At 62.2% G+C, this 26,237-nt stretch carries 28 protein-coding genes; 17 read left to right on the top strand and 11 right to left on the bottom strand.

From position 1 onward, the window contains the following. Position 1: 1 nt before the first annotated feature. The gene (emhA, locus tag Q1W70_RS04190) at positions 2-1,159 is read right to left on the bottom strand and encodes an efflux RND transporter periplasmic adaptor subunit EmhA (protein ID WP_166592713.1); all 1,158 of its coding nucleotides are present in this window, start codon (positions 1,157-1,159) and stop codon (positions 2-4) included. Between the two features lie 268 nt (positions 1,160-1,427). Between emhA and emhR the strand changes: the two genes are divergently transcribed. Further along, positions 1,428-2,078, top strand: coding sequence for an efflux system transcriptional repressor EmhR (gene emhR, locus Q1W70_RS04185; protein WP_166592712.1), 651 nt, complete (start codon positions 1,428-1,430; stop codon positions 2,076-2,078). A gap of 143 nt (positions 2,079-2,221) precedes the next feature. After that, positions 2,222-3,106 carry a DMT family transporter gene (locus Q1W70_RS04180; RefSeq protein WP_302098645.1) on the top strand — a complete coding sequence of 295 codons (885 nt, stop codon included), beginning with the start codon at positions 2,222-2,224 and terminating at the stop codon, positions 3,104-3,106. A gap of 62 nt (positions 3,107-3,168) precedes the next feature. On the opposite strand, the gene Q1W70_RS04175 is transcribed toward Q1W70_RS04180, so the two are convergent. From Q1W70_RS04175 to Q1W70_RS04165, 3 genes are read right to left on the bottom strand one after another with little or no spacing between them, the layout of a single operon-like run. Beyond that, a complete protein-coding gene (locus Q1W70_RS04175; RefSeq protein WP_166592710.1) occupies positions 3,169-4,218 on the bottom strand; it encodes an alkene reductase in 1,050 nt (349 codons plus the stop codon). A 21-nt stretch (positions 4,219-4,239) separates the two neighbouring features. After that, positions 4,240-5,406: an MFS transporter gene (locus Q1W70_RS04170; RefSeq protein WP_166592709.1), complete on the bottom strand. Its 1,167-nt coding sequence runs from the start codon at positions 5,404-5,406 to the stop codon at positions 4,240-4,242. A gap of 23 nt (positions 5,407-5,429) precedes the next feature. After that, a complete protein-coding gene (locus tag Q1W70_RS04165; protein WP_166592708.1) occupies positions 5,430-5,735 on the bottom strand; it encodes an ArsR/SmtB family transcription factor in 306 nt (101 codons plus the stop codon). Positions 5,736-5,889: 154 nt separating this feature from the next. Here Q1W70_RS04165 and Q1W70_RS04160 point away from each other — a divergent pair, with 154 nt between their 5' ends. Next, positions 5,890-6,471, top strand: a complete 582-nt coding sequence (locus Q1W70_RS04160) for an acyl carrier protein phosphodiesterase (protein WP_182343738.1) — start codon at positions 5,890-5,892, stop codon at positions 6,469-6,471. 3 nt (positions 6,472-6,474) lie between these two features. On the opposite strand, the gene Q1W70_RS04155 is transcribed toward Q1W70_RS04160, so the two are convergent. Together Q1W70_RS04155 and olsB are read right to left on the bottom strand one after the other, a co-directional pair. Further along, complete coding sequence (locus Q1W70_RS04155) at positions 6,475-7,269, bottom strand: lysophospholipid acyltransferase family protein (protein WP_166592706.1); 795 nt, start codon at positions 7,267-7,269, stop codon at positions 6,475-6,477. Further along, positions 7,269-8,024, bottom strand: a complete 756-nt coding sequence (olsB, locus tag Q1W70_RS04150; protein WP_166592705.1) for an L-ornithine N(alpha)-acyltransferase — start codon at positions 8,022-8,024, stop codon at positions 7,269-7,271. Before olsB ends, Q1W70_RS04155 begins: the two co-directional genes overlap by 1 nt. A gap of 140 nt (positions 8,025-8,164) precedes the next feature. On the opposite strand from olsB, the gene Q1W70_RS04145 reads away from it, so the two are divergent. The 5 genes from Q1W70_RS04145 to Q1W70_RS04125 all read left to right on the top strand — a co-directional run bounded on the left by Q1W70_RS04145 (position 8,165) and on the right by Q1W70_RS04125 (position 12,337). Continuing rightward, positions 8,165-9,046, top strand: coding sequence for an acyl-CoA dehydrogenase middle domain-containing protein (locus tag Q1W70_RS04145; protein ID WP_166592704.1), 882 nt, complete (start codon positions 8,165-8,167; stop codon positions 9,044-9,046). Positions 9,047-9,100: 54 nt separating this feature from the next. Further along, complete coding sequence (locus Q1W70_RS04140) at positions 9,101-10,195, top strand: serine hydrolase domain-containing protein (RefSeq protein ID WP_166592703.1); 1,095 nt, start codon at positions 9,101-9,103, stop codon at positions 10,193-10,195. Then, the gene (locus Q1W70_RS04135; protein WP_166592702.1) at positions 10,192-10,518 is read left to right on the top strand and encodes an amidase; all 327 of its coding nucleotides are present in this window, start codon (positions 10,192-10,194) and stop codon (positions 10,516-10,518) included. The genes Q1W70_RS04140 and Q1W70_RS04135 overlap by 4 nt, the downstream gene beginning before the upstream one ends. A 69-nt stretch (positions 10,519-10,587) precedes the next feature. Next, positions 10,588-11,178 carry a YceI family protein gene (locus tag Q1W70_RS04130; RefSeq protein WP_166592701.1) on the top strand — a complete coding sequence of 197 codons (591 nt, stop codon included), beginning with the start codon at positions 10,588-10,590 and terminating at the stop codon, positions 11,176-11,178. Position 11,179: 1 nt separating this feature from the next. After that, on the top strand, positions 11,180-12,337 hold the full coding sequence (locus tag Q1W70_RS04125) for a phospholipase D-like domain-containing protein (protein ID WP_166592700.1): 1,158 nt from the start codon (positions 11,180-11,182) through the stop codon (positions 12,335-12,337). Positions 12,338-12,972: 635 nt separating this feature from the next. Here Q1W70_RS04125 and bglX read toward each other — a convergent pair. After that, positions 12,973-15,264 (bottom strand): beta-glucosidase BglX, encoded by a 2,292-nt coding sequence (bglX, locus tag Q1W70_RS04120; protein WP_166593166.1) that lies wholly within the window; start codon positions 15,262-15,264, stop codon positions 12,973-12,975. Positions 15,265-15,495: 231 nt separating this feature from the next. On the opposite strand from bglX, the gene Q1W70_RS04115 reads away from it, so the two are divergent. From Q1W70_RS04115 to Q1W70_RS04100, 4 genes are all read left to right on the top strand, one after another. After that, positions 15,496-16,104 (top strand): LemA family protein, encoded by a 609-nt coding sequence (locus tag Q1W70_RS04115; protein ID WP_166593167.1) that lies wholly within the window; start codon positions 15,496-15,498, stop codon positions 16,102-16,104. 21 nt (positions 16,105-16,125) lie between these two features. Continuing rightward, positions 16,126-16,851 carry a TPM domain-containing protein gene (locus tag Q1W70_RS04110; protein WP_265537280.1) on the top strand — a complete coding sequence of 242 codons (726 nt, stop codon included), beginning with the start codon at positions 16,126-16,128 and terminating at the stop codon, positions 16,849-16,851. 28 nt (positions 16,852-16,879) lie between these two features. Continuing rightward, positions 16,880-17,497 carry a TPM domain-containing protein gene (locus tag Q1W70_RS04105; protein ID WP_166592872.1) on the top strand — a complete coding sequence of 206 codons (618 nt, stop codon included), beginning with the start codon at positions 16,880-16,882 and terminating at the stop codon, positions 17,495-17,497. 117 nt (positions 17,498-17,614) lie between these two features. Next, complete coding sequence (locus Q1W70_RS04100) at positions 17,615-18,829, top strand: class I SAM-dependent methyltransferase (RefSeq protein ID WP_166592871.1); 1,215 nt, start codon at positions 17,615-17,617, stop codon at positions 18,827-18,829. 62 nt (positions 18,830-18,891) lie between these two features. Here Q1W70_RS04100 and Q1W70_RS04095 read toward each other — a convergent pair whose 3' ends face one another. Next, complete coding sequence (locus Q1W70_RS04095) at positions 18,892-19,797, bottom strand: DMT family transporter (RefSeq protein WP_166592870.1); 906 nt, start codon at positions 19,795-19,797, stop codon at positions 18,892-18,894. A gap of 197 nt (positions 19,798-19,994) precedes the next feature. On the opposite strand from Q1W70_RS04095, the gene Q1W70_RS04090 reads away from it, so the two are divergent. Genes Q1W70_RS04090 through Q1W70_RS04080 form a run of 3 tightly spaced genes read left to right on the top strand, consistent with a single transcriptional unit; the run spans position 19,995 to position 21,298 of the window. Next, on the top strand, positions 19,995-20,576 hold the full coding sequence (locus Q1W70_RS04090; protein ID WP_166592869.1) for a DJ-1/PfpI family protein: 582 nt from the start codon (positions 19,995-19,997) through the stop codon (positions 20,574-20,576). Between the two features lie 14 nt (positions 20,577-20,590). Further along, positions 20,591-20,896, top strand: a complete 306-nt coding sequence (locus tag Q1W70_RS04085; protein ID WP_095167073.1) for a ribbon-helix-helix domain-containing protein — start codon at positions 20,591-20,593, stop codon at positions 20,894-20,896. Positions 20,897-20,953: 57 nt separating this feature from the next. Next, entirely contained in the window at positions 20,954-21,298 is a 345-nt protein-coding gene (locus Q1W70_RS04080) for a YegP family protein (RefSeq protein WP_166592868.1), read from the top strand. A gap of 125 nt (positions 21,299-21,423) precedes the next feature. On the opposite strand, the gene Q1W70_RS04075 is transcribed toward Q1W70_RS04080, so the two are convergent. After that, the gene (locus Q1W70_RS04075; RefSeq protein ID WP_182343749.1) at positions 21,424-22,311 is read right to left on the bottom strand and encodes a dihydrodipicolinate synthase family protein; all 888 of its coding nucleotides are present in this window, start codon (positions 22,309-22,311) and stop codon (positions 21,424-21,426) included. A 30-nt stretch (positions 22,312-22,341) separates the two neighbouring features. Next, on the bottom strand, positions 22,342-23,124 hold the full coding sequence (locus Q1W70_RS04070; RefSeq protein ID WP_166592866.1) for an aldolase: 783 nt from the start codon (positions 23,122-23,124) through the stop codon (positions 22,342-22,344). A gap of 157 nt (positions 23,125-23,281) precedes the next feature. Between Q1W70_RS04070 and Q1W70_RS04065 the strand changes: the two genes are divergently transcribed. Beyond that, positions 23,282-23,824, top strand: coding sequence for a helix-turn-helix domain-containing protein (locus Q1W70_RS04065; protein WP_095167081.1), 543 nt, complete (start codon positions 23,282-23,284; stop codon positions 23,822-23,824). 84 nt (positions 23,825-23,908) lie between these two features. Here Q1W70_RS04065 and Q1W70_RS04060 read toward each other — a convergent pair whose 3' ends face one another. Next, positions 23,909-24,928, bottom strand: a complete 1,020-nt coding sequence (locus Q1W70_RS04060; RefSeq protein WP_302098644.1) for a DUF4917 family protein — start codon at positions 24,926-24,928, stop codon at positions 23,909-23,911. 154 nt (positions 24,929-25,082) lie between these two features. Here Q1W70_RS04060 and yiaY point away from each other — a divergent pair, with 154 nt between their 5' ends. Then, a complete protein-coding gene (gene yiaY, locus Q1W70_RS04055; protein WP_185819025.1) occupies positions 25,083-26,231 on the top strand; it encodes an L-threonine dehydrogenase in 1,149 nt (382 codons plus the stop codon). Positions 26,232-26,237 lie beyond the last annotated feature (6 nt).

Below are 26,237 nucleotides of genomic sequence, written 5' to 3'. Positions count from 1 at the left end.
TTTACTCCCCTTTGCCGCCTGCAGCTTTGTCTGTTGCCTGTGCAGGGGCCGGGTTTTTCGCGGCTACGTTGGTCGCTTCGCTGACTTTGACTTCAACGCCGGGCTTGACGTACTGCAGGCCTTCGGTGATCAGGCGATCGCCTGCCTTGAGGCCGTCTTCGATCAGCCACTGGCTGCCCACGGTGCGGCTGGCCTTGAGCTGGCGCAGTTCGACCTTGTTGTCAGGGCCTACGACCAGTGCGGTCGGCGATCCTTTGAGGTCACGGGTCACGCCTTGTTGCGGTGCCAGGATGGCGGCAGCGTTGACCCCGGCTTGCAGTTGGGCGTGGACGAACATGCCTGGCAGCAGGGTGTGGTCGGGGTTGGGGAATACGGCGCGCAAGGTCACGGAACCGGTGGCTTCATCGACCGAGACTTCGGAGAACTCCAGCTTGCCCTGGCGCTTGTACTCACTGCCGTCCTCGAGGGTCAGCTTGACCATCGCGGCGTTTTCACCGGCTTTCTGCAGGCGACCACTTTCCAGTTCACGGCGCAATTCCAGCAGTTCCACCGAGGATTGCGTTACGTCGACGTAGATCGGGTCCAGTTGCTGGATCACGGCCATGGCGTCGACCTGGCCATTGTTGACCAGGGCCCCTTCGGTGACGTTGGAGCGACCGATTCGTCCGGTCAGCGGCGCCAGTACCTTGGTGTAGCGCACGTTGATCTGGGCGGTCTGCAGCGAGGCTTCCGATTGCAGGCGGTTGGCCAGGGCAGTGTCGTACTCCTGGCGGCTGACGGCTTGTTCGGTGACCAGTTGTTTGTAGCGATCGGAAATCGACTTGGTCGATTGCAGATTGGCTTCGGCGCTTTTCAGGGTGGCCTGGTAGACCGCAGGATCGATCTGGTAGAGCTGCTGGCCTTCCTTGACTTCAGCGCCTTCTTTGAACAGGCGCTTGAGGATGATGCCGTTGACCTGTGGGCGAACTTCCGCGATGCGGTAGGCCGTGGTGCGGCCCGGCAGTTCTGAGGTCAGGGTAAAGGCTTGGGCTTGCAGGGTTACGACGCCGACCTGAGGGGCTTGTGCAGCAGGGGCCGCCTCTTCCTCTTTACATCCGCTGAGCAGCGATGCCAGGGCGACGGCAGTGACCAGAGCGGTAACAGCTGGCTTGAATTGCATGAAGATCCTCGGGTCAGGCGCGCACAATGCGCACTAGAAAAGTGGAAAGATGAAAAAGTCGCGGTAAGTGGATAAGTAGCTTGCTAAGGAATATACTTACGTTCATGGTTGTTTGTAAACACCTTTGACCGCGTACACACCCGGTTACAAGAGCTGTTTCAAGGTGTGAATTGTAGGCCGGGGACCCAGCCCGTAAGAGGTGATCCCCACAATTGTTCAGAAGATGTTCAGGCATCGCTGAAGCATTCCTGATTGAGGTTTTACTGCCATGGTTCGTCGCACAAAAGAGGAAGCGCAAGAGACCCGCAACCAGATACTGGAAGCCGCCGAGCAGGCTTTTTACGAGCGGGGCGTGGCGCGTACTACGCTGGCGGACATCGCCACCCTGGCCGGAGTGACTCGGGGTGCTATCTACTGGCATTTCAGCAACAAGGCGGACCTGGTCCAGGCCATGCTCGACAGTCTGCGCGAGCCGCTGGATGAGATGGCGCGGGCGAGCGAAAGTGCAGACGAAGAAGATCCGCTGGGCTGCATGCGCAAGCTGCTGATTCATTTGTTTCATCAAGTTGCCTTGGACCCGAAGACCCGCCGCATCAATGAGATTCTGTTTCACAAATGTGAGTTCACAGATGAAATGTGTGATCTGCGCCAACAACGTCGCACGGTCAGTCTGGATTGCAACGTGCGTATCGCGCTGGCATTGCGTAATGCAGTGAATCGTGGACAGTTGCCGGAAAACCTCGACACCGAGCGTGCGGCGGTGAGTATTCATGCCTACATCGACGGCATGCTTTATCAATGGCTGCTGGCCCCCGAAAGCTTTGAGTTGCACCTGGAAGCCGAACGCTGGGTCGACACCGGGCTGGAAATGCTGCGCTTGAGCCCCAGCCTGCGACTGCCGGACAACATGCGTAATTGAGTCTGTCAGTGTCAACACTTAAGGTGAACACGGTCCCGACTGCATTCGCCTATTGGCGATGGGGTGCTTTTATATACGGACACTCGCCTGCTTGATAGATAGCGGGCTACGTATTTTGTAGGGAAATTGTGTCGAGTGTGTGAATGAGTGTGAGCCATCCGCTGTTCAAGACCGCCGAACAACCCGTCAAGGGCATTCTCCTGATTTGCCTGGCTGTGCTGTTGTTCGCCAGCCATGACACCCTGTCCAAATACCTCTCCGGTTTTTATCCGATAGTCATGGTGGTGTGGGCGCGCTACGTGGTGCACACCCTATTGATGCTGGTGGTGTTTGTCCCGCGCAGCGGTTTATCCGCGGTGGTGCGCACCAAGCGTCCCGGGCTGCAATTTTTGCGGGCCATGTGCCTGATCGGCACCAGCCTGTTTTTCACGACCGGGTTGCGCTATATCCCGTTGGCCGAAGCCACCGCCGTGAACTTCCTTGCGCCGCTACTGGTGACCGCGCTGTCGGTACCGCTGCTGGGCGAGCACGTGACCCGCCGCCAGTGGCTGGCGGTGCTCGGCGGTTTTGTCGGAGTGCTGATCGTGATCCGCCCAGGCGGGGCGCTGTTTACCCCCACCATCGTATTGCCACTGTGCTCGGCGCTGTGTTTCGGCTTTTACCAGTTATTGACCCGCAAGCTCACCGGCATCGACAGCCCGACCACCAGCAACTTTCTCACCGGCATTATCAACAGCCTGATCATGAGTGCGTTGCTGCCGTTTTTCTGGAGTACCCCAACCTGGTCCCATGCGGTGTTCATGGTTGGCCTGGGCACTTGCGGCATGCTGGGGCACATGCTGCTGACCCAGGCCTTCCGACATGCGGCGCCGGCAATGCTGGCGCCGTTCAGCTATGGGCAGATCCTGTTTGCCGGGATGTACGGCTACCTGATCTTCGACCATACCCCGGACGGCTACGCCATCGTCGGGATCGCGGTCATTTGCCTGAGTGGCCTGGCGGTCGCCTTCGGCCAGCGCAAACGCTGAAGAAACCCCGGAAATAAAGAAGCCCCGGTACGAACCGGGGCTTTTTTATTCTGGCTGACGGCTTACAGCGTCGGGTAGTCGATGTAGCCGACCGGCCCCTTGGCGTAGAACAGTTCCGGACGTGCTTCATTGAGCGGTGCATCGGCTTTCAGGCGAGCAGGCAGGTCCGGGTTGGCAATGAATGGCACGCCGAATGCCACTGCATCGGCCTTGCCGCTGGCCAGCCAAGCGTTGGCGCTGTCCTTGGTGAAACGCTCGTTGACGATGTACGGGCCACCGAAAGCGGCCTTGAGTTGTGGCCCGAGGCTGTCGCCGGCTTCTTTTTCCCGCGAGCAGATGAACGCGATACCACGCTTGCCCAGTTCACGTGCCACGTAGGTGAAGGTTTCGGCCAGGTTGTCGTCGCCCATGTCATGCAGGTCGGCACGGGGTGACAGGTGCACACCCACGCGGCCGGGGCCCCAGACTTCAATCGCGGCGTCCGTCACTTCCAGCAGCAGGCGCGCGCGGTTTTCCAGCGAGCCACCGTAGTGGTCGGTGCGCTGGTTGGTGCTGCTTTGCAGGAACTGGTCGAGCAGGTAGCCGTTGGCACCGTGGATCTCCACACCATCAAAGCCTGCGGCCTTGGCGTTTTCGGCGCCCACCCGGTAAGCATCGACGACATCGGCGATCTCGGCGATTTCCAGGGCGCGCGGGGTCGGGAAGTCGGCGAGTGGGCGAACCAGGCTGACATGGCCTTTGGGCTGCAACGCACTCGGCGCGACCGGAGCTTCACCGTTGAGGTAGGAGGGGTGGGAAATCCGCCCCACGTGCCACAGTTGCAGGAAAATCTTGCCGCCAGCGCCGTGGATGGCCTTGGTCACGTTGCTCCAGCCACGCACCTGATCGTTGGACCAGATGCCCGGGGTGTCCGGGTAGCCCACACCCATGGGCGTGACCGAAGTGGCTTCGCTGAGGATCAGCCCGGCCGAGGCGCGCTGTACGTAGTACTCGGCCATCAGCGCGTTGGGCACCCGGCCTTCGTCTGCGCGGCAGCGGGTCAGGGGGGCCATGATGATGCGGTTGGCCAACTCGAGGTCGCCCAGTTTGATCGGATCGAAAATAGTCGTCATGTAATAGCGCTCGTTTGCAGATCAGTTGGTCGCAGGGGCCAGTTCGGCGTCGCCGCCCTGGCGGAAGGTAATCAGGGTCACCAGCAGGGCGAGGACCGCCAGTGCTGCGGCCGCGAGTGGCACGCTGGTCAGGCCGAAACCGTGGGCGATCACACTGCCGCCGACCCAGGCGCCGAGGGCGTTGCCGATGTTGAAAGCACCGATGTTCAGGGTCGACACCAGGTTGGGTGCGGCCTTGCCGTAGGTCACCACGTTGACTTGCAGGGCCGGCACGGCGGCAAAACAGGCCGTGGCCCAGAGGAACAGGGTGATTTCGGTGGGGATCAGCGCAATGCTGGTCCAGGTCAGCGCGGTGGAGATCACGGCCATCGAAATGAATACGCCGATCAGTGTGGCGGCCATGCCTTTGTCCGCCAGCTTGCCGCCGATGATGTTGCCAACCGTCAGGCCCAGGCCGATCAGCATCAGGGTCCAGGTCACACCCCGGGGCGAGACGCCGGTGACTTCGCCCAGCAGCGGCGCGACATACGTGAACAGAGTGAATACTGAAGCCGCGAACAGTGCGGTCATGCTCAGGGACAGCCAGATCCCGGCGCCCTTGAGGGCTCGCAGTTCTGCGCGCATGTCGAGTTTTTCTTCATCGCGCTTGGCCGGCAGGAAGCGGATCAGGCCGATCAGGGCGATCACGCCAATCACGGTCACCGCCCAGAAAGTCGAGCGCCAGCCGGCCTGCTGACCGAGCGCGGTGCCCAGCGGCACGCCGAGCACGTTGGCCAGGGTCAGGCCGGTGAACATCAAGGCCACGGCCGAAGCACGCTTGTTGGCCGGCACCAGGCCTGCCGCCACCACCGAGCCGATGCCGAAAAACGCACCGTGGCAGAGCGCGGTGACCACCCGGGCAAACATCAGCACGTTGTAGTCGGTGGCCAGGGCGCAGAGCAGGTTGCCAACGATGAAAATCCCCATCAACGCCACCAGCGCCGCCTTGCGTGGCAGTTTGGCGGTGGCCAGGGCCATGAATGGTGCACCGATGGCCACGCCCAGGGCGTAGCCGGTCACCAGCCAGCCGGCGCCGGGAATCGACACGCCGAGGTCGGCCGCCACATCGGGCAGCAGGCCCATGATGACGAACTCGGTGGTACCGATGGCGAAGGCGCTCAAGGCCAGGATGAGGAGCGAGAGGGGCATGGGTGGAATCCTTGTCGAGCCGGTTAGAGCTCTTTGCCTAAGGTGTCGAGGAACGCCTGGATGGTTTCCTCGTTACGTTTGTAGAAATGCCATTGGCCGACTTTCTGGCTGCGGATCAGGCCGGCCCGGTGCAGGGTCGCCAAGTGTGCAGAGACGGTCGATTGCGACAGGCCGCAGCGTTGATCGATTTGCCCGCAGCAAACGCCGAAGTCGGTGCTGTGTTCCTGATCGGGGAACTCGGTCGCGGGGTCTTTCAGCCAGTTGAGGATGTCTCGTCGTACGGGGTGTGCCAGGGCTTTTATTATTTCGTCGAGGTCGATGGTGGACATGGCAGTGCTCGAATTGGGTAAAACGTTATATCGCGATGAAGCGAACTTTAAATCGGTACTTCGCGATATACCAATATGATTTTGATCTGAGGTCAGCTTAAATCGGTATATCGGGTTATAACGATATGTGAGGCGCGGTGCTAAGCTACGCGCTATGAACTATCTCGCACATCTTCACCTCGGTGGCCAGCGTCCCGGCCAATTGCTCGGCAGTTTGTACGGCGATTTCGTCAAAGGCCGCCTGCAAGGGCAATTTCCTGCGGAAATCGAGGACGCCATCACCCTGCATCGACAAATCGATGTGTTTACCGACCGTCATGGCTTGGTGGACATCGCGTTGTCGCGTTTCAGCCTGACCCGGCGGCGATATGCCGGGATCGTGCTCGACGTGTTTTTCGACCATTGCCTGGCACGGGATTGGGCGCTGTATGCCGATTCGTCATTGCCGGTCTTCACCGCGGACGTGTACCGGGTGCTCGCCGCTGAACCGCAGCTACCTGAACGCCTGGCGCGGATCGCGCCCTACATGGCGGCGGATGACTGGCTGGGTTCGTATCGCGAGTTTGCGGTGCTCGACCAAGTGCTGCGGGGGATCTCGCGGCGCCTGTCACGTCCCGAAGAACTGGCCGCCGCGATGCAGGAGCTGGAGCGTCTGTATGAACCGCTGAGCGAGGACTTTCGTTTGTTCTATCCAGAACTGCAGCGGTTTGCCGCGCAGCACCTGCGTACCCCTTGAGGCTCAGGCCGCGATCAACTCACCGGCAGGCCTTGGTCGGGCCGGTTGTGCCACGTCACCGAACAAGGCGTTGTGCACCGCTTGCTGGGCGGCAAACGCCAGGGCGGCGCGTTCCTGACCGTGACAGCTTATGGGCTTGAGCAGGTGGATGTGCACGTCGCCCTGATCATTGGCGAACAGGCGCATCAGGTGCGACAGCAGGTCGTCATCCCCGATGAAGGGGGCCAGAGGGTCGATCTGCCCGTCGCGCAGGTAACGGATCGCCACCGGTTGCAGGGCGACATCGGCGTCGATGGCGGCCGAGAGCAGGCGGCCGTGGAAGGTGCGCAGCGAGCGACCATCGGTGGTGGTGCCTTCGGGGAACATCAGCAGCGGATGTTGCTGCTGCAGGTGGCGGCCCATCTGCTTGCGAATCAACTGGCTGTCGCCCGCGCCACGGCGGATGAACAGGCTACCGGCCTTGGCCGCGAGCCAGCCGGCGACCGGCCAGGTGCGCACTTCGGCCTTGGACAGGAACGACAGTGGAGTGAGCATGCCCAGCAGGGGAATGTCGGTCCATGACACGTGGTTGCTGACCCAGAGCATCGGTTGTTGCGGCAATTGTCCGTGCACCGTCACGCGAAAGGGCAGGGCGCGGCTCAAGCGCTTCATGAAAAAACGCGACCAGCGTTGGCGCCGCACCATCGAGTTGGCCACCCCCAGACGCTCGAACAGGCCAAACACCAAGGCCATGCTCAAGCCGAGCGCCACCACCAGCAACACCCTGGCCACCCGCGCGTACACCCGCAAGCGGCTCATTACACAGCCGCCTTGAAATGCTTGGCGTAACGCGGGCAGAGTTCATCGCGCTTGAGCAGGATGAACACATCGGCGACCTGGAAATCTTCGTCCCAGCACGGCTCGCCACAGATCTTCGCGCCCAGGCGCATGTAAGCCTTGAGCAATGGCGGCATTTCGGCAATCACGTTGGACGGGATGTCGAGGCTGGGCAGCGGTTTTTTCGGTTCGGCGCGCAGGTGCTCGGTGCACAGGTAACGCTCGCGCAGGCGCTGCATGATCGCGTGGGCCTGGATCCCGCCGTCCTGCATCGGAATGCTCGCGCAGCCCATCAGGTAGCTGTAGCCACCCTGGTTCAGGACCTCGGCCAACTCCCCCCACAGCACGGCGATGGTGCCGCCGTTGCGGTATGCCGGGTCGACGCAGGTGCGGCCGATTTCCAGGATCGGTCCTTGCAGGTGCACCAGGCCGTGCAGGCTGAATTCCTCTTCACTGTAGAAACGCCCCAGGCTGCTGGCCGCGGTGTGGTCGAGCAGGCGGGTGGTTGCCACCAGGCGTCCGGTGTTCAGGTCCCGCACGCCGATGTGGCTGCAATGCGCATCGTAGTCGTCCATGTCCAGACCCAGGTCAGCGCCTTTGAGTTTGGCGTTGAATTCGCCGCTAAAGACATTGAAGCGCAGGGCCTGGGCTTGCTGCAGGGCCTCGGCACCGATCAGGCGTTCGGCTTGCAGGCGGCGTTCAGTGCCGGTGTCGCGGATGCAGGCGATCTGGGTCATGGCGAATCTCCGTACGGGCTGCTCACCCGTCGTGGGTTGCAGTCGATCGACTTTGTTGTGCAAAGTCAGGCTATGTAGCCCCGGTGTCATCGCCATGAAGCTTTGGTGATGCTTGTATGACAGCCCTTGAGGAGCCGTATATGCCTTGGCAAGCCCTGCTGAACTGCCGCACACGATTGCCCGCAAACCCCGACCTGGCCGAGGGTTACGCCCAATTGCTGGAAACCTTGGGCGCGGTAACACCGTTCGAGTTGGCCGTGCGAGGCGCGCGCTTGATGGCCACACCCGGCTGGGCATTTCTGGTGGGTTACCAGGCCGCCTTGCGCATGTTGTGGCCCAGCGCCCCCCTGAGCCTCGGGGCGTTGTGTGCGACCGAACAGCGCAGCCTGCGCCCGGCGGACATGCAAACCCGCTTGAGCGACCTGCGCCTGAGCGGGCGCAAGGACTTCGTCACCGCTGGCGACGCGGCGGACTGGTTGCTGATTGCCGCACGCAGCGAAGATCCGGGCCAGTCCCCACGCTTGAGCCTGGCGGTGGTCTATCCCGGTGAGCCGGGGGTGCGCCTGGAGAAACTGCCCGCCATCCCCTTGATGCCGGACATCAGCCACGGCCGGCTGTTTCTCGACGGCGCCTTGTGCGAACTGCTGGCCGGCGATGGCTGGGATGCCTACGTCAAACCCTTCCGCACCCTGGAAGACCTGTATGTGCTCAGCGCCCTGTGTGCCTGGTTGTATGGCGTCGGCCAGGACAGCGACTGGCCGCAAGCGCTGCAACTGAAGTTGCTAGCGCTGCTGGCCGGGTGCGCCGAGGTCAGCCGGCAACCGCCCAACAGCAGCGCCGGGCATGTCCTGCTCGGTGGTCTGTTCGCCCAGTTCGACGGTTTGCGAGGCTTGCTGGATCAAGCCTTTGCCGATGGCCCGCCACAGTGGGCGGCCTTGTGGACGCGCGATCGAGGGGTACTCGACCTGGCGGCAGGCGCACGGGCCAAACGGTTGGCCAAGGCGTTGGCGGCGCCCTTGTAGAATTGTCACCTATCTGGACTAGGCTCAGCAGGTCCTCCTGCCGAGCCCCAGCCCATGTTCAAAGGCGTTTCCCTGCTGTTGATGTTGTTGTGCAGTTGCGCGGTGGCTGCACAAAACTGGCCCGCCGAGCAGTGGGCGCCCGGTCCACCCGGCAGTGGCCCGGCGCTGGCAGCGCTGGAGGACTACGCCTTTGCCAGCCGTGACGAGGCCACCCGCAAGGGTATCCGCACCGATGCCTTGTTGGTGATCCGTGACGGGCAACTGGTCTATGAACGTTACGCCGGCGGCACGACGGCCGACACCCCGCACCTGACCTGGTCGGTCAGCAAAAGCCTGATGGCCGCCGTGCTGGGCGTGGCCTATGGCGAAGGCCGGTTCTCCTTGCAGGACAAGGTGGCGAAGTTCCTGCCTGCCATGGTGCCTCATCCCGAGATCAGTTTCGCCGATCTGCTGCACTGGGCGTCAGGGTTGGATTGGCAGGAAGACTATGAGTACGCCCCCTTGAACTCATCGGTGGTGGCCATGCTGTATACCCGTGGGCATACCGATATGGCGGGCTTCACCGCCGCCCATCCGGCATTCGGCGCACCCGGGCAACACTTTCGGTATTCCAGCGGCGACAGCAACCTGTTGTCTGCGGCGCTGAAAAACATCCTGGGTGCGCAGCGTTACGCCGACTATCCCTGGACCGCACTGTTCGACCCCCTGGGCATTCGCAGCGCCGTGTGGGAACGCGACGCCACGGGCACCTTTGTCGCGTCTTCCTACGCCTACATGACTGCCCGCGACCTGGCGCGCATTGGTCTGCTGATGCAGCGCCAGGGTCGTTGGGGTGAGCGCCAGTTGCTGCCTGCCGATTGGGTCGCGTTCAATCTCCAGCCTTTCGCCCACTATCAGGCTAATCAGGATGCCGCCGTGCCGGGTGGTCACTGGTGGCTCAATCGCTCGGTGGCTGGCGCGCCGCGGCCCTGGCCCGATGCGCCGCCAGACAGCTTCGCCGCCTTGGGCCACTGGGGGCAGGCGCTGTACGTGCTGCCTGCCGAGAAGCTGGTGATCGTGCGTTATGCCGATGACCGTGATGGCAGTTACCGTCACAACGAACTGCTCAAGCGTGTCCAGGCCGCTTTCCCACCGCAGGTGCTGCCATGACCCGTCATTTTGTGCGGCGCCGACCGCTGCTCAGCCTGTTGCTGGTGTTACTGGTCTTGTTGCTGGGGTGGGGCTGGCAGCAGCGGGTGGCCTTATCGGCGTTCCCCGACATCCTCAGCGCCTACACCGCCAAGGAGTATTGCTCCTGTCGCTACGTGGCCGGCCTGTCGGCGCCGTATTGCCAGGGGTACGTCAAGCAGTACCTGCCCATCAGCGGTTTTGTCGATGACACCGAGCACAAGCAGGTCACGGCCAGCGGCCTGGGACGCACCCATATCGCCCAGTGGTTGGGCGTACGCGAGGGTTGTCGCCTGCTTCCGTGATCTTCTAGGTTTGCAATCGGCAGCGGGCCAGTTAAGGTTCGTTCAGGTTTATCGTCCCCACGAGTCTCTATGTTCAACCGCTCCCTCTCTAAAGCAGTCGCGTTCTCGCTGCTGGCCGGCTGTGCCGCGTCGGCCCAGGCCAACTGGTACCTGGACGGCGAGTCCTCACGCTTGTCGTTTATCTCCACCAAGAACACCCATACCGCCGAGGTCCAGCGCTTCCTGGTGCTGCACGGCAAGGTCGATCCCAAGGGCCTGGCGCAAGTCGAAGTCGAGCTGGACTCGGTCAACAGTGGCGTGCCGCTGCGTGATGAGCGCATGCGCAAGGAATTGTTCGAGATCGAGTCGTTTCCTGAGGCGTTGATTACCACCCAGATCGACCTGCGGCCGATCAACGACCTGGCCCCCGGCGCGCAGCTGGAGTTGCGCCTGCCATTGACCGTCAGCCTGCACGGCAAGCAACACCGCTACGACGCCGAGCTGCTGGCGACCCGTCTGGATGACCGGCGATTCCAGGTGGTGACCCTGGAACCGGTGGTGATCAGCGCCGCGGATTTTGACCTGGTGCCGGGGCTGGAACGGTTGCGCAAACTGGCTGACCTGTCGGCGATCAGTCTGTCGGTACCGGTGGGCGCGGTACTGATTTTCACGGCGCGCTGAGATGGCCGGCGCGGTGTTCCCATGGCGTGACGGCAACCGCTTTGAGTTGCTGGTCGACGGCCCGCAGTTCTTTCCACGCATGCTGCAGGCGATTGCCAATGCCCGGGAGCAGGTCGAACTGGAACTCTACCTGGTGGAGGCGGGTGCCTGTGCCGAGGCCATGGTGCAAGCGCTGGTGCAGGCCGCCGAGCGCGGCGTGCGGGTGCGTTGCCTGTTCGATGACTACGGCAGCCTGGCCTTTACCCTGAGCTTGCGGCGCCGCCTGAGCGAGGCGGGTGTCGAGCTGCGTTTGTACAATCGCCTGAGCTGGCGGCGCTGGGTGCGCAACCTGTACCGCGACCACCGCAAGCTGCTGCTGGTCGACCAGGCGTTGGCGGTGGTCGGCGGCACCGGGGTCACGGATGAATTCTGGACACCGGGTCACGACAGCAGCGAATGGCATGAGGTGATGGTGGAAATCAGCGGCCCGCTGGTGCGCGACTGGCAGTTGCTGTTCGATCGGCAATGGCTTGCCAACCGCCACCGCCGTGCCTGGAAGCCGTCCTCGGATTTCGGTCTGCCGCGCCTGCCCCGGGTGCCGCCGATGGGGGATGGGATGGGGCGGGTGGCCTATGCCGACGCCGGCCAGCACCGGGACATCCTGCAATCGCTGTTCCGCGCCCTCAACAGCGGCCAGCAGCGCATCTGGCTGGCGACCCCGTATTTCTTGCCGACCTGGAAAATCCGTCGCTCCCTGCGCAAGGCTGCCGCCCGGGGCATCGATGTGCGCCTGCTGCTGACCGGGCCGCGCACCGACCACCCTTCGGTGCGGTATGCCGGGCATCGTTACTACCCGCGGTTGCTCAAGGCCGGGGTGAAAATCTTCGAGTACCAGCCGTGTTTCCTGCACCTGAAAATGGTCCTGGTGGATGACTGGGTGAGCATTGGCTCGTGCAACTTCGATCACTGGAACCTGCGGTTCAATCTGGAAGCCAACCTCGAGGCCCTCGATACCAGCCTGACCCAGGCGGTGGTGGCGAGCTTCGAGCGGGACTTCGGCCTGAGCCAGCAGGTCAGTCTGGAGCAATGGCAGCGCCGGCCGTTGTGGCGGCGAATCAAACAGCGGGTGTGGGGATGGGTGGATCGGGTGGTGGTGAACCTGCTGGATCGGCGGGGCTGAAGCCCAGCCTTGCAAACACCCAAACCCGCTGAGGGTGTCTGCACTGTGGGGGCGGGCTTGCCCGCCATGGGCATAGGTATCTACACAACTGTGGTGCGACGTTGTACCACGCTGGCCGAACGCAGGCTTGAAGCCGTGGGTAACCCGGCAGGACGCCGGGTTAGCCGCCCCGCGCCATGGATGGCGCGTGGCGGCGGCCCACGGATTCAAGCCGGAGTGAGGGAACACCGAGCCCAGGCGAGGTGCCGAGTGGTGGGGCAAGAGCGTTTTGCTTACTTTTGCCTGGGCCGGCATTCCGGCTTGTCAAAAGTGAGCCGCTGTAAAAGCGGAACCATAGGTGGCCGTTACCGCAGAAATGGATATGTACTCGGTCTAATCCAACACGCCAGAAGCCCAGGGGCCGCCACGGTAGCAAGCGCCCTCGCCACAGGCCGCTACACAGTTGTGTAGATACCTATGCCGCGATGGGGCCAGCACATTCAGCATCGATGGTGCCTGACACACCGCTATCGCTGGCAAGCCGCAAGCGGGCGCCAGCGCCCACAAATCGGGTGGGGGGATGTGGGATCTGCACTGTATCCAAGCCCCTGTGGGAGCAGGCTCGCTCCTACAGGGTACTGGTGTGGCATTTGTGGTTAGAGCAACTCGAAGCTCTGCTGCGTCACCGCCTCGGAGTCCAGGCCGATCTGCACGTTGAACTTGCCAGGTTCGGCTGCGTACTTGAGCTGGGTGTTGTAGAACTTCAGGTCGTCTTCTTCGATGCTGAAATGCACGACTTTCTGTTCGCCGGCCTTGAGCAGCACTTTCTGGAAGCCCTTGAGCTCCTTGATCGGGCGGATCATCGACCCGGTCTCGTCCTGGATGTACAACTGCACCACGGTTTCGCCGTCACGCTTGCCGGTGTTCTTGACCGTCACACTGGCGTCGATCTTGCCGGTCTTGTTCAGCGTGGTCGACGACAGCGCCATTTCCGACAGGCTGAACTGGGTGTAGCTCAGGCCATAACCGAACGGGTAGAGCGGGCCGGTGGTGTCATCGAAGTACTGGGAGGTGTAGTTGCCAGGCTTGCCCGGGGTGAACGGGCGGCCGATGGTCAGGTGGTTGTAGTAGGTCGGAATCTGCCCAACCGAACGCGGGAAGCTGATGGGCAGCTTGCCGGACGGGTTGTAGTCGCCGAACAGGACGTCGGCGATGGCATTGCCGCCTTCGGTGCCACTGAACCAGGTTTCGAGGATCGCGTCGGCTTGTTCGTTCTCCTCGAGAATGGTCAACGGCCGGCCGTTCATCAGCACCAGCACCAAGGGTTTGCCGGTGGCCTTGAGCGCCTTGATCAGTTCGCGCTGGTTGGCAGGCAGGTTGAGGTCGGTGCGGCTCGAGGATTCGTGGGACATGCCCCGGGACTCGCCCACGGCGGCAACGATCACATCGGCCTGCTGCGCCGCTTTCATCGCTTCGTCAATCAGCGCTTGCGCCGGGCGTGGGTCATCGACCACTTCCGGGGCATCGAAGTTGAGGAAGTTCAGGTAGTCGACGACTTTCTTGTCCGAGGTGATGTTGGCGCCTCGGGCATAGTGCAGGGTGGCCTGGTCGCCGAGGGCGCGGGTCATGCCGTCGAACAGGGTCACCGATTGTGCCGGACGCCCGGCGGCGGCCCAACTGCCCATCATGTCGATCGGCGCCTTGGCCAGCGGACCGACCAGGACGATGTTCGCGGATTTCTTCAGCGGCAGGGTTTCGTTGTGGTTCTTCAGCAATACCAGGCTGCGGCGCGCCACGTCACGGGCTTCGGCGCGGTGCAGGCGGCTGTCGGCATAGGTGTCGACCGGGTCATCCTCGGCCTTGCCAATGCGCAGGTACGGGTCCCGGAACAGGCCCATGTCGTACTTGGCGCCCAGCACTTCACGCACGGCGTTGTCGATGTCGCTCTGCTCGATCTCGCCGGACTTGAGCAACCCCGGCAGTTCCTTGGCGTACAGGGTGTCGTTCATGCTCATAGCGATGCCGGCCTTGATCGCCAGCTTCGCCGCTTCGCGACCGTCACGGGCCACGCCGTGCTTGATCAGCTCGAAAATCGCCCCGTGGTCACTCACCGCCAGGCCCTTGAACCCCCATTCCTTGCGCAGCAGGTCCTGCATCAGCCACAGGTTGGCCGTGGCCGGAATGCCGTTGATCGAGTTCAGTGCCACCATCACCCCGCCCGCACCGGCGTCGATGGCCGCGCGGTACGGTGGCAGGTAGTCCTGGTACATCTTCACCGGACTCATGTCGACGGTGTTGTAGTCACGCCCGCCTTCGACCGCGCCGTACAGGGCGAAGTGCTTGACGCTGGCCATGATGTTGTCGGCACCGATCAGGCCGGTACCCTGGTAGGCCTTGACCATCACCTGGGCAATGCGCGACACCAGGTAGGTGTCTTCGCCGAACCCTTCGGAGGTGCGGCCCCAGCGCGGATCGCGGGAGATATCGACCATCGGCGCAAAGGTGATGTCGAGGCTGTCGGCGGCGGCTTCCTTGGCGGCAATGCGCCCGCTCAGGCCAATGGCGTCCATGTCCCAGCTCGAGGCCAGGGCCAGGGGAATCGGGAAAATCGTGCGGTGGCCGTGGATCACGTCATAGGCGAAGAACATCGGGATCTTCAGCCGGCTGCGCATGGCCGCGTCCTGCATCGGCCGGTTTTCCGGGCGTGTGATCGAGTTGAACGTGCCACCGATGTTACCGGCGGCGATTTCCTTGCGGATCATCTCGCGCGGCATTTCCGGACCGATGCTGATCAGGCGCAATTGGCCGATCTTTTCGTCCAGGGTCATCTGCTTCATCAGGTTGCTGACGAACGCGTCCTTGTTCTCAATGGGGGCAGGCGTGGCATCGGCCATTACCGAGTGACTGGCCAGGCCGATGGCCAGGCTCAGCAAACACAGCTTCTTCATGAATAGTTTTCTCAAACGCTAAAACGACGCTCAGCAATACGCATCGGGTCAGCCAAAATTTAGGGAGCGACTATTGTTGTGTGGGTAAATGCAGCACACTTTGGAACTCTTTATTCGCGCTGGGCATCTTTTAGCCGATTGGCGAGATGCAATCCAGTGGCGGGGGCAGATTAAGTCCCCAGAGCATCAATTGAAGGCTGCCGGTCTATTTCCATCAGGAGCATCACAAACATGAATGTACAACAACACTCTCGCTCGGCCTGGCAAGTCACGGTTCTCATGCTGCTGACCACGGTTCTGGCCGGCTGCGGCATCAACACCATTCCCACCCTCGACGAGCAGGCCAAGGCGGCCTGGTCGCAAGTGCAGAACCAGTACCAGCGGCGCGCCGACCTGATCCCCAACCTGGTGGAAACGGTCAAGGGGTATGCCGCGCATGAACAGGACACCCTGACCGCGGTGATCGAGGCACGGGCCAAGGCCACCTCGATCCAGGTCGATGCCAGCACCCTGGACAACCCGGAAAAACTCAAGCAGTTCCAGCAGGCCCAGGACCAGCTCAGCGGCGCGCTCAGCCGCCTGATGGTGGTGTCCGAGCGCTACCCGGACCTCAAGGCCAACCAGAATTTCCTGGCCCTGCAATCGCAACTTGAAGGCACCGAGAACCGCATCGCCGTGGCACGTCGCGATTTCATCCTCGCGGTGCAGAAGTACAACACCGAGATTCGCACCTTCCCGGGTCGCCTGTGGCATAGCGTGATGTACAGCGACCTGCCGATTCGCGAAACCTTCGAGGCCACCAGCCCCGACGCCGATAAAGCACCGCAAGTGAAGTTCTGATCAGGCTTCAATGAGGTGTCGATGCGTTTATTACGGATAGGCCTGGCGCTGTGGCTCCTGGCATGTGTGACCACCGTCCAGGCAGCGCTGACGTTTCCCGCGCTGACGGGGCGGGTGGTAGACACCGCCCAGATGATCGACCCCGCTGTACGTGAGCAACTGACTCAACAGTTGCAGGCGCTTGAACAGACCAGCGGCGACCAGATCGTGGTGGTCACCGTCCCCGACCTGCAAGGCCTGCCCATCGAGGACTTCGGTTATCAATTGGGGCGCCACTGGGGTATCGGTCAGAAGGGCAAGGACAATGGCGCGCTGCTGATCGTCGCCCGGGATGAGCGCAAATTGCGCATCGAAGTCGGCTATGGCCTGGAAGGCGTGCTGACCGATGCGCAGTCCTGGGTGATCATCAACCAGGTGATCGCACCGGCATTCAAGGCTGGCAATTACAGCAAGGGCATCAGCGACGGTGTCGCGGCGATGTTGCAGGTAGTGGGCGGTGACCCGCTGGCGGTACCGGCCCATGTCGCGGACGCCAATTTCGCCAAGGATAATCCGGCGTTCTCCATCGGCTTGTTCGTGCTGCTGTTGATCGTGTTGTGGTTGTGCAATCGCATGGGGTTACCGGTGGGCGCGATTCTTCTCGCCATTCTCAGCAGCAGTGGACGTGGCGGCGGGGGAGGCGGTGGCGGTGGCTTCAGAGGTGGCGGTGGTGGTTTCGGCGGCGGCGGGGCCTCGGGCGGCTGGTAATGACAATAACTAAAGAGCATCTGCAACCATGGCTTTACTGAGCGAACACGAACAACGCCAGGTCGCCGAAGCGATCGCCAAGGTCGAGCAACAGACCGACGCGGAGCTGGTGACTGTGCTGGCGGCCCGGGCCGACGACTACGCCTACATCCCTTTGCTGTGGGCCAGCCTGTTGGCGTTGGTGGTGCCGGGGGTCATTCATTACCTGTTCGGCTGGATGAGCATGTACACCTTGCTGCTGGCGCAGTGGGCGACCTTCATTGTGTTCTGCCTGCTGTTTCGTCTGCCGAAGATCACCACCCGCCTGATTCCGCGTTCCGTGCGGCACTGGCGAGCGTCGAACCTGGCGCGTCGGCAGTTCCTGGAGCAGAACCTGCACCACACGGTGGGCAGTACCGGTGTGCTGATTTTTGTCAGTGAAGCGGAGCGTTATGTCGAAATCCTGGTGGACGACGGCATCTCCAAGCGCCTGGACAACAGCTGTTGGGATGCCATCGTCAAGGCCTTCACCCAGCAGGTGAAACAGGGACAGACATTGGCCGGGTTTATCGCCTGCATTGAAGCCTGCGGGGAATTGCTCAAGGTGCATGTGCCGCTGACGCAAACCCGCAATGAGTTGCCGAATCGGTTGGTGGTACTCGATTAGCGCCCGGCGGTGGGAGCGGCGCAGCTCCCACCGTGACCGTTGATCAAATAACTCCGTGCCCTCAAGCCCCATCCCCCCTAAAATGCCCGGCATTCCCTGCCCGAGGCGTTTTTGTTCATGTCTGTCACCGCTAAACCTGTCAGTCCCGCGCCGGATCACCATGCACAGTTTCTTGAGCTGCTGACTGCCAGCCTTGAGCAAAACGCCTTTATCAAGCTGGTGCTGGCCAAGTACGTCGGCACGGAAGCGGACCTGCAACGGCTGATCATCAAGCCGACGACGGTCAAGGACCAGCCCTGCCTGTCCTTCGTCTACCGCTACAAGACCCGCGATATCACCAAGAACTTCTCCCTGGCCGATGGCGTAGCGGCGATTGCCGAGCTGTTGCCGGTGTCGTTCAAGAATGCGCACTTGCTCTCGGTGACCGACGAAGCCCAGCTGGAATACAGCAAGAAGAACAAAAGCTCGCTGTTCAAAAGCAAACCGCAGCAATTGCGCGAGGCACCGTCCGCCGAGCACAACCGCGAGAAGCACCGCTTCCTCGACCTGAGCCGACCGTTTCTCGCCGACCTGGGCGTGACCAATGCCAGGCACGAGCTGATCCCGGCGATGTCGCGCAAGTGGAAGCAGATCAACAAGTTCATCGAGGTCTTCAGCCATGCCCTGACGTCCTCGCCATTGGCGCTGGACAAGCCGGTACGCGTGGCGGATTTCGGCTCGGGCAAGGGCTACCTGACGTTTGCCATTCACGATTACCTGCGCAACACCCTCAAGGCCGAGGGCGAAGTCACCGGTGTCGAACTGCGCGAGGAAATGGTCAACCTGTGCAACGCCGCCGCGGCCAAGCTGCAGCACCCGGGGCTGGTGTTCAAGTGCGGTGATGTGCGCAGCGTGGCGCCGAGCGAGCTGGAGGTGATGATTGCCTTGCACGCCTGCGACATTGCCACCGACTACGCGATCCACACCGGCATCCGTTCCGGGGCCTCGATCATCATGTGCTCGCCGTGCTGCCACAAACAGATTCGCCTGCAGATCCAGAGCCCGGCGCTGCTCAAGCCGATGCTGCAATACGGCCTGCACCTGGGCCAGCAGGCGGAAATGGTCACCGACAGCTTGCGCGCGTTGTTCCTCGAAGCCTGCGGTTATGAGACCAAGGTGTTCGAATTCATCTCACTGGACCACACCAACAAGAACAAGATGATCCTGGCAGTCAAGCGCGCCGAGCCGGTGGACCCGGCCCAGTTGCTGCAAAAGATCGAGGAACTCAAGGCGTTCTACCACATCAGCGAACATTGCCTGGAAACCTTGTTGCGGGCTGATGGCTACCTGTGACCCCGTGATTCTGTGGGAGAGAGTCGCCATGGCGGGCTGACATTCAGTGTTGATGTCGGTTGTTACGGCCCCTTCGCCAGCAAGCTCGCTCCTACACTCGGTTTGATCGCGGTCTTGCGGCCCAGCATCACCGTGATGATGACCCCGGCGGCAAACAGCCAGGTAATGGGCTCGATGTGCTCACCGAAGAACAGCGCTGAAAACGCGATGGTGAAGAAGATCTGCAGCAACTGGATCTGACTGACCCGGGCAATCCCGCCCATGGCCAGCCCGGCGTACCAGGCAAAAAAGCCCAGGAACTGCGAGAACAGCGAGACGTAGCCAAAGGCCCACCAGGTCCTGGCGCTGACCGCACCTTGATGCTGCAGGGCCAGGTACAGCACCGGACCGATCAGCAGCGGCGTCGACAGCACCAGGGCCCAGCAGATCACTTGCCAGCCGCCCATCTCCTTGGCCAGCCGGCCGCCCTCGGCGTACCCCAAGCCGCCGACGGCAATGGCCCCGAGCATCAGTAAGTCGCCCGCCTGAATACTGCCTGCGCCGCTGATCAGCGCGTAGCCCAAGACCAGCGCACTGCCCAGGGCGGCGCAGGCCCAGAACGCTTTGGAGGGGCGCTCGTGGGACAACCACGCCGCGTACAGCGCCACGCACAGGGGCTGCAAGCCGTTGACCAGCGCCCCATGGGACGCCGGCAAGGTTTGCATGGCCCAGGCCGAGAGCACCGGAAAACCGAGAATCACCCCGGCAATCACCAGGCTCAGGCCCTTGACCTGCTTCCAGGTTGGCCAGCGCTCTCGGCGCCAGAGCAGCAGCGCCGCGGCCGGGATGGCGGCGAACAGGGCCCGTCCCAGGCCGTTGAGCAACGGGTGCAGCTCTTGCACCACGATCCGGGTGAAGGGCAGGGTCAGGCTGAAGATGATGACGCCCAGCAGGCCCAGGGCCATGCCGGTGTTTTCGCGCGAGGACATAACGGCAACCAGGGTCGAAGGTGGCGGGAAGTGTCTTCATCTAGCCACAAAGCCGGCCGATCGCGCTGTAACAGATACGCACGGACTTATCCGTACAGTTGCACGCACCGTAGTAGCGGGTTGTTACCCAGGGCCTGGGAATAGGACTACCTTGAATACTCCTTTCTGCCCCCGTTGTACCCAGAGGAGTCCTCCCCATGGCTGCGAAAAAGATTCTGATGCTGGTTGGCGATTACGTCGAAGACTACGAAGTGATGGTGCCGTTCCAGGCCTTGCTGATGGTCGGCCACACGGTGCATGCGGTCTGCCCCGACAAGACTGCCGGGCAGACCGTGCGCACGGCGATTCATGACTTCGAAGGCGACCAGACCTACAGCGAAAAACCCGGGCACCTGTTTGCCCTGAACTTCGACTTCGCCCAGGTCGAAGCCGCCGATTACGATGCTCTGCTGGTACCGGGTGGGCGTGCGCCGGAGTACCTGCGCCTGAATGAAAAAGTCCTGCAGCTGGTACGTGCCTTCGACCAGGCCGGCAAGCCGATTGCCGCGGTCTGTCATGGTGCGCAGTTGCTGGCGGCGGCGGGCATCCTGGAAGGGCGTGAATGCAGTGCCTACCCGGCCTGCGCCCCGGAAGTGCGGCTGGCCGGTGGCACGTTTATCGATATCCCCGTGACGCAGGGGCACGTTCAGGGCAATCTGGCCACGGCGCCTGCCTGGCCAGCCCATCCAAGCTGGCTGGCCGGTTTTCTCGGCCTGCTGGGCACGACCATCACCTTGTAAGCGGAGACCTGCCCATGTGCGAGCTGTACGTCAAAGCCGACCCGATTTTGTACGAATCACGCTCGCGCTCGCTGCGCATCTGTGGGGTGGTCACGACCCTTCGCCTGGAGAACCAGTTCTGGGACATCCTCAGCGAAATCGCCGAGGTCGACGGCATGACCACCAACCAGTTGATCGCCAAGCTCTATGAAGAGGTGATGGATTACCGCGGCGAGGTGGTCAACTTCGCCTCGTTCCTGCGGGTCAGTTGCACCCGTTACCTGAGCCAGCGGCGCAGCGGTTCGCCGGAGTTATCGGTGGTGCGCGCAGTGGTGAAGTAGGGCGGCGTGGTCTTTACTCTGAAGCGCGTAATCGTTTAATCGCCAAGGAGTACGAGCATGTCCGGATGGTACGAGTTGAGTAAAAGCAGCAGTGGCCAGTTCCGCTTTGTGCTGAAAGCGGCCAACGCCGAAACCATTCTCAGCAGCGAGCTCTACACCACTCGGGCGGCCGCCGAGGGTGGCATTGCCTCGGTCCAGAGCAATAGCCCGCTGGATGAGCGCTACGAGAAAAAGTCCACCAAGGACGGGCATCCTTACTTCAACCTCAAGGCTGCCAACCATCAGATCATCGGCAGCAGCGAGGCCTATTCCTCCGAGGCGGCGCGGGACAAGGGCATCAGCAGCGTCAAGACCAATGGCCCGACCACGGTCATCAAGGACAAGACCCTGCCAGTGCTGTGAAACCGACTGTAGGAGCAAGCTTGCTCGCGATGGACGTCAACGAAAACGCGTCCTGCCAGGCCGAACGCAGCACGCGCTCAAGCCTGCTCCTGCACATTGACCCACACAGCCGATTGTTGACCCTGTCAGCGCAGCCTATCGATCAACCCCTGCAACTGACTGCATCCCGCCTCAGCCAAGGGGAAAACTGGCAGGCGTGGGTCGCCCACTTCCAGGCCGGTCATGCGCAGACCGGCCTTGATGGTCGCCGGCAGTCCGCCCTTGAGGATGAAGTCCAGTAGCGGTAACTGGCGATAGAACAGTTGCCGTGCCTGGTCCAGGTCATTGGCCAGCACCGCCTGATACAGCGCGCCGTTGAGTTGCGCGATCAAGTTCGGCGCCGCCGTGCACCAGCCTTTGGCCCCGGCGGCAAACGCCTCCAGCGCCAGTGGATTGCAGCCGTTGTAGAACGGCACCTGGCCTTCACCCAGCACGTGCAGCTTGTGCATGCGCTGAATGTCGCCGGTGCTCTCCTTGACCATGGTCACGTTGTCCACGGCATGGAAGATCCGCAGGATCAACTCCACGGACATGTCGGTGCCGCTGGTGGCCGGGTTGTTGTAGAGCATGATCGGCACGCCGATGCTGTCGCCAATGGCGCGGTAGTGGGCGAGGATTTCCGCTTCGCTGAGTTTCCAGTACGACGCCGGCAGCACCATCACCACGTCGGCGCCATGGGCCTCGGCAAAACGCGCGCGGCGCACGGCCTTGGCGGTGGTCAGGTCGGAGACGCTGACCACGGTCGGCACGCGCTTGGCCACATGCTGGATGCTGAACTCACTGACCTGATCCCATTCTGCGTCGCTCAGGTAAGCACCTTCTCCGGTGCTGCCGAGCGGGGCGATCGCGTGGACACCGCCATCGATCAGGCGGTCGATGGAGCGCCCCAGGGCAGGCAGGTCGACGGCTTCGCCGTTGGCGGTGAAGGGAGTAATGGTGTAGCCGATGATGCCGTGAATGTTCGGGCTGGACATGCGGTCTCTCCAATTAGGCAAAAAGTCGCTTCAGTTCAGGCAATCGGCGTGTTGGCGCAGGATCTGCCGAGCGTAGTAGTTGAATGCAGCGCCGTGGCGCTTGGGCTTGGAGATCCAGTCATGGGCCTCGCGGCCGAGCGCCGGCAGAATCGGCTTGAGGGTACCGGCAGCCATCGCCAGCAGCTGCAGCTTGGCAGCGCGTTCGATCAGTTGGGCGATCACGCAGGCTTCCTCGATGCTCCGCCCGGTCGACAGCTGGCCGTGGTGGGACAGCAGGATGGCGCGCTTGTCGCCCAGGGCCCCGGCGATGATCTCGCCTTCTTCGTTACCCACCGGTACCCCCGGCCAGGCTTCGAGAAACGCGCAGTCTTCGTACAGCGGGCAAAGGTCCATGTGGGAAATTTCCAGCGGCACCTCGAGCATCGACAGCGCCGCGACGTGAGTCGGATGGGTGTGGATGATGCAGTTCACGTCTGGCCGGGCACGGTATACCCAACTGTGGAAGCGGTTGGCCGGATTGGCCATGCCGTGGCCTTCCAGGACTTCCAGGTCTTCGTTGACCAGCAGCAGATTGCTCGCGCTGATTTCGTCGAAGCCCAGGCCCAGTTGCTGGGTGTAATAGGTGCCGGGCTGCGGGCCGCGGGCGGTAATTTGCCCGGCCAGGCCTGAGTCGTGGCCGTTCTCGAACAGGATGCGGCAGGTCAACGCCAGCTTTTGCCGGTCAGTCCACGTATTATCCGTCAGGCTGCTTTGCATCTGCGTCAGCGCCTGCTTGATGAGTTGGTCTTTGGGTAGTGCTAATGTCTTGGCCATATCGGTGTCCCTGTAAAGCTCAATGGACGTCGGATGTGGTTCTCCCGCTGCTCGCAAGGTCGTTGGGGGAAATCACATGACACTTAAGAGCCTATATGACACTTTGTGTCATTAGCAAGGGCTAATCGTTGCCTCCTTGATGGGTTAACCGCTGCACATGTCTATCCGTTTGAAATTACTGAGAAAAAAACTTGGCGTGACGCTTGAGGCCCTGGCCGAGAAATCCGGCATGACCAAGAGCTATCTGTCGAAAGTCGAACGCGGCCTGAACACCCCGTCGATCGCGGCGGCGCTGAAACTGGCCAAGGCGCTGAACGTCAAGGTCGAGGAGCTGTTTGCCGAGGACGCGATCAGCCTGGACAGCTACAGCCTGGTGCGCGCCCATGAGCGCCAGTCACTGGCCGCCAACGACCAGGCCCCCGGCTACGCGGTGCTGGCCCATCAGGTCAGTGAGCGCAGCCTGCTGCCGTTCATCATTTACCCGCCCAGGGAGTTCAGCGACAAGACCTTCAAGGAACACCTGGGGGAGGAGTTCCTGTTCGTCCACGAAGGCCAGGTCGAGGTCGATTTCATGAACGAGCGGGTGATCCTCGATCGCGGGGATGCGCTGCACTTCAACGCCCAGAAACCCCACCGCCTGCGCTCGGTGGGCGAGGTGCAGGCGCAGTTGCTGGTGGTGGTGCACAGCAGCGAGGAATGAGTCGGCGCCAGAGCATCGCGAGCAAGGTCTACCGAAACCGCCCCTGTGGGAGCGAGCCAGCATCGCGATGCTTTCAGCCCAAACCTAGACCTCGACCGGCACCGACAGGCTCGGACTGCCCAAGGCATGGGTCTTGGAATCAAAAAAGCGCAGTGCCACCCCGGTGTCTGCAAACAGCTTTGCGTAGTGGCGCTTCTGGCTCTGGATGAACGCCGCACTGCGCGGATAGATCGAGATCGCCAGGGTCTTTGGCTTGGCCTGGCGCAAGGCGTGGACCAGGTGTACATCCTGCTTGCCGAGGCTGTGGCCGAAGATGCACAGGGCGTCGTGCTGCTGCAGTAACTGGTCGTAGCAGAACGACAGGTAGTCCGAGCTGCGGATGGTCTTGAGCTTGTCCTCGCTGCTGCCTTCGTTGACGAACAACGGCACGTCATCCAGGGTCTTGAGCGTGTTGTTGATGGCAAAACTGCCCAGCAGCGTGCCTTCGGTGGAGGTCAGTTTGCGCGCGGTGCCATCCTGGTTGCGCACCAAGTGCAGGCCACCGTGCAGGTACAACAGGCGGGTTTTTTCGGTGGTACTGGCGCTCAGCTCGAAGCGCGGATCGCTGCCCTGGAACAGGTCGTCGATGGCCGCGCCCTGGTGCTGGATCGCCCAGTAGTTGAGCAGGTCGTAGTTACTGGTGAAGACCGTCCGATAACGGCCCAGCTCCTGGCTGATGTTCGCCAGGCTCGTGGCTTGCACCAGGCGCCAGGGGATGTGCACCGCGTGTACGGTGTTGATCAACGCCTCCTTGATTGCGTAGTAGCGATTGCGCGGTGCTGCCGAGCTCACCGCCAGGGCCTTGTTGACCCGGCTGGTGGTTTTCAGGGCGCTGAGCACCTGCTCGAAACTGCGGGTGTGCAGGGCGTCGAACACACTCAGCTCAGACTGGCTCAGGGGTTTTTCTTCGACGCTGCGGGCATTTTCGAACAGCGAGTCGTAGCCGAAGTCATCCCACACCGCACGGCTGGCGCCGTTACCCACCAGCAGGGCGCCAAACGGGGTGGTTGCGCGCAACGCGTTCCAGTCTTCTAAGTGGGCATCAACATCCTGGAAATCGCTCATTGCGTCAGTCATCTCAAGCAGGTGGGGTACAGGGCGCAGACTTTATCACGACCGGCTGTTGAGCCAGATCAAGATGCACGCGGCGCGATGGGTCGATCCTTGTGGGATCCGCCGACGCCAAGGGGCGGTCCGACCCAATTGCAGAGGACTCGCAATGACCAGCACATTCTTCATTCCCGCCGTCAACATCATGGGCATCGGCTGTCTCGACGAGGCCATGGACGCTATCGGCAAATACGGATTTGCCAAGGCGTTGATCGTCACGGACAGCGGGTTGGCCAAGGCCGGCGTGGCGTCGATGATCGCGCAGAAGCTGGCGCTGCAGGACATCGACTCGGTGATTTTCGACGGGGCCAAGCCCAACCCCAGCATCGCCAACGTGCAGGCCGGCCTGGCCTTGTTGCAGGGTAGCGGGTGTGACTTCGTGGTGTCCCTGGGCGGTGGTTCGCCCCATGACTGCGCCAAGGGCATTGCCCTGTGCGCCACCAATGGCGGGCAGATTGGCGACTACGAAGGCGTCGACCAGTCGCCCAAGCCACAACTGCCGCTGATCGCGATCAATACCACGGCCGGTACTGCCAGTGAGATGACCCGCTTCTGCATCATCACCGACGAAGCGCGTCACGTGAAAATGGCCATTGTCGACCGTAACGTCACGCCGCTGTTGTCGGTCAACGATCCGGCCTTGATGGTGGCCATGCCCAAGTCGCTGACCGCCGCCACCGGCATGGACGCCCTGACCCATGCCATCGAGGCCTACGTCTCCACCGCCGCTAACCCGATCACCGACGCCTGCGCCTTGAAAGCCATCGAGCTGATCAGTCTTAACCTGCGCGTGGCGGTGCGTGACGGCAATGACCTGCCGGCGCGGGAGAACATGGCCTATGCGCAGTTCCTGGCGGGCATGGCGTTCAACAACGCGTCCCTGGGGTTTGTGCATGCCATGGCGCACCAGTTGGGTGGTTTCTACGACTTGCCCCACGGCGTGTGCAATGCGGTGCTGCTGCCCCATGTGCAAAGCTTCAACGCCAAGGTCTGTGCCGAACGCCTGGCGGTGGTGGCGCAGGCGATGGGCGTGGACATCCAGGGGTGCAGCCCGGAGGAAGGGGCCGAGGCCGCGATCGCGGCGATCCGCACATTGGCCGGGGACGTGGAAATCCCCGCCGGTTTGCGTGACCTGGGGGCCAAGCTGCAAGACATCCCGATCCTCGCCGCCAACGCCCTCAAGGATGCGTGTGGCCTGACCAACCCGCGGGCGGCGGACCAGCGGCAGATCGAGGAGATCTTTCGTAACGCGTTCTGATCCCGC

Source organism: Pseudomonas kielensis (assembly GCF_030505375.1).
Taxonomy (GTDB): domain Bacteria; phylum Pseudomonadota; class Gammaproteobacteria; order Pseudomonadales; family Pseudomonadaceae; genus Aquipseudomonas; species Aquipseudomonas kielensis.
This window is presented reverse-complemented; position numbering and strand designations above follow the sequence as displayed.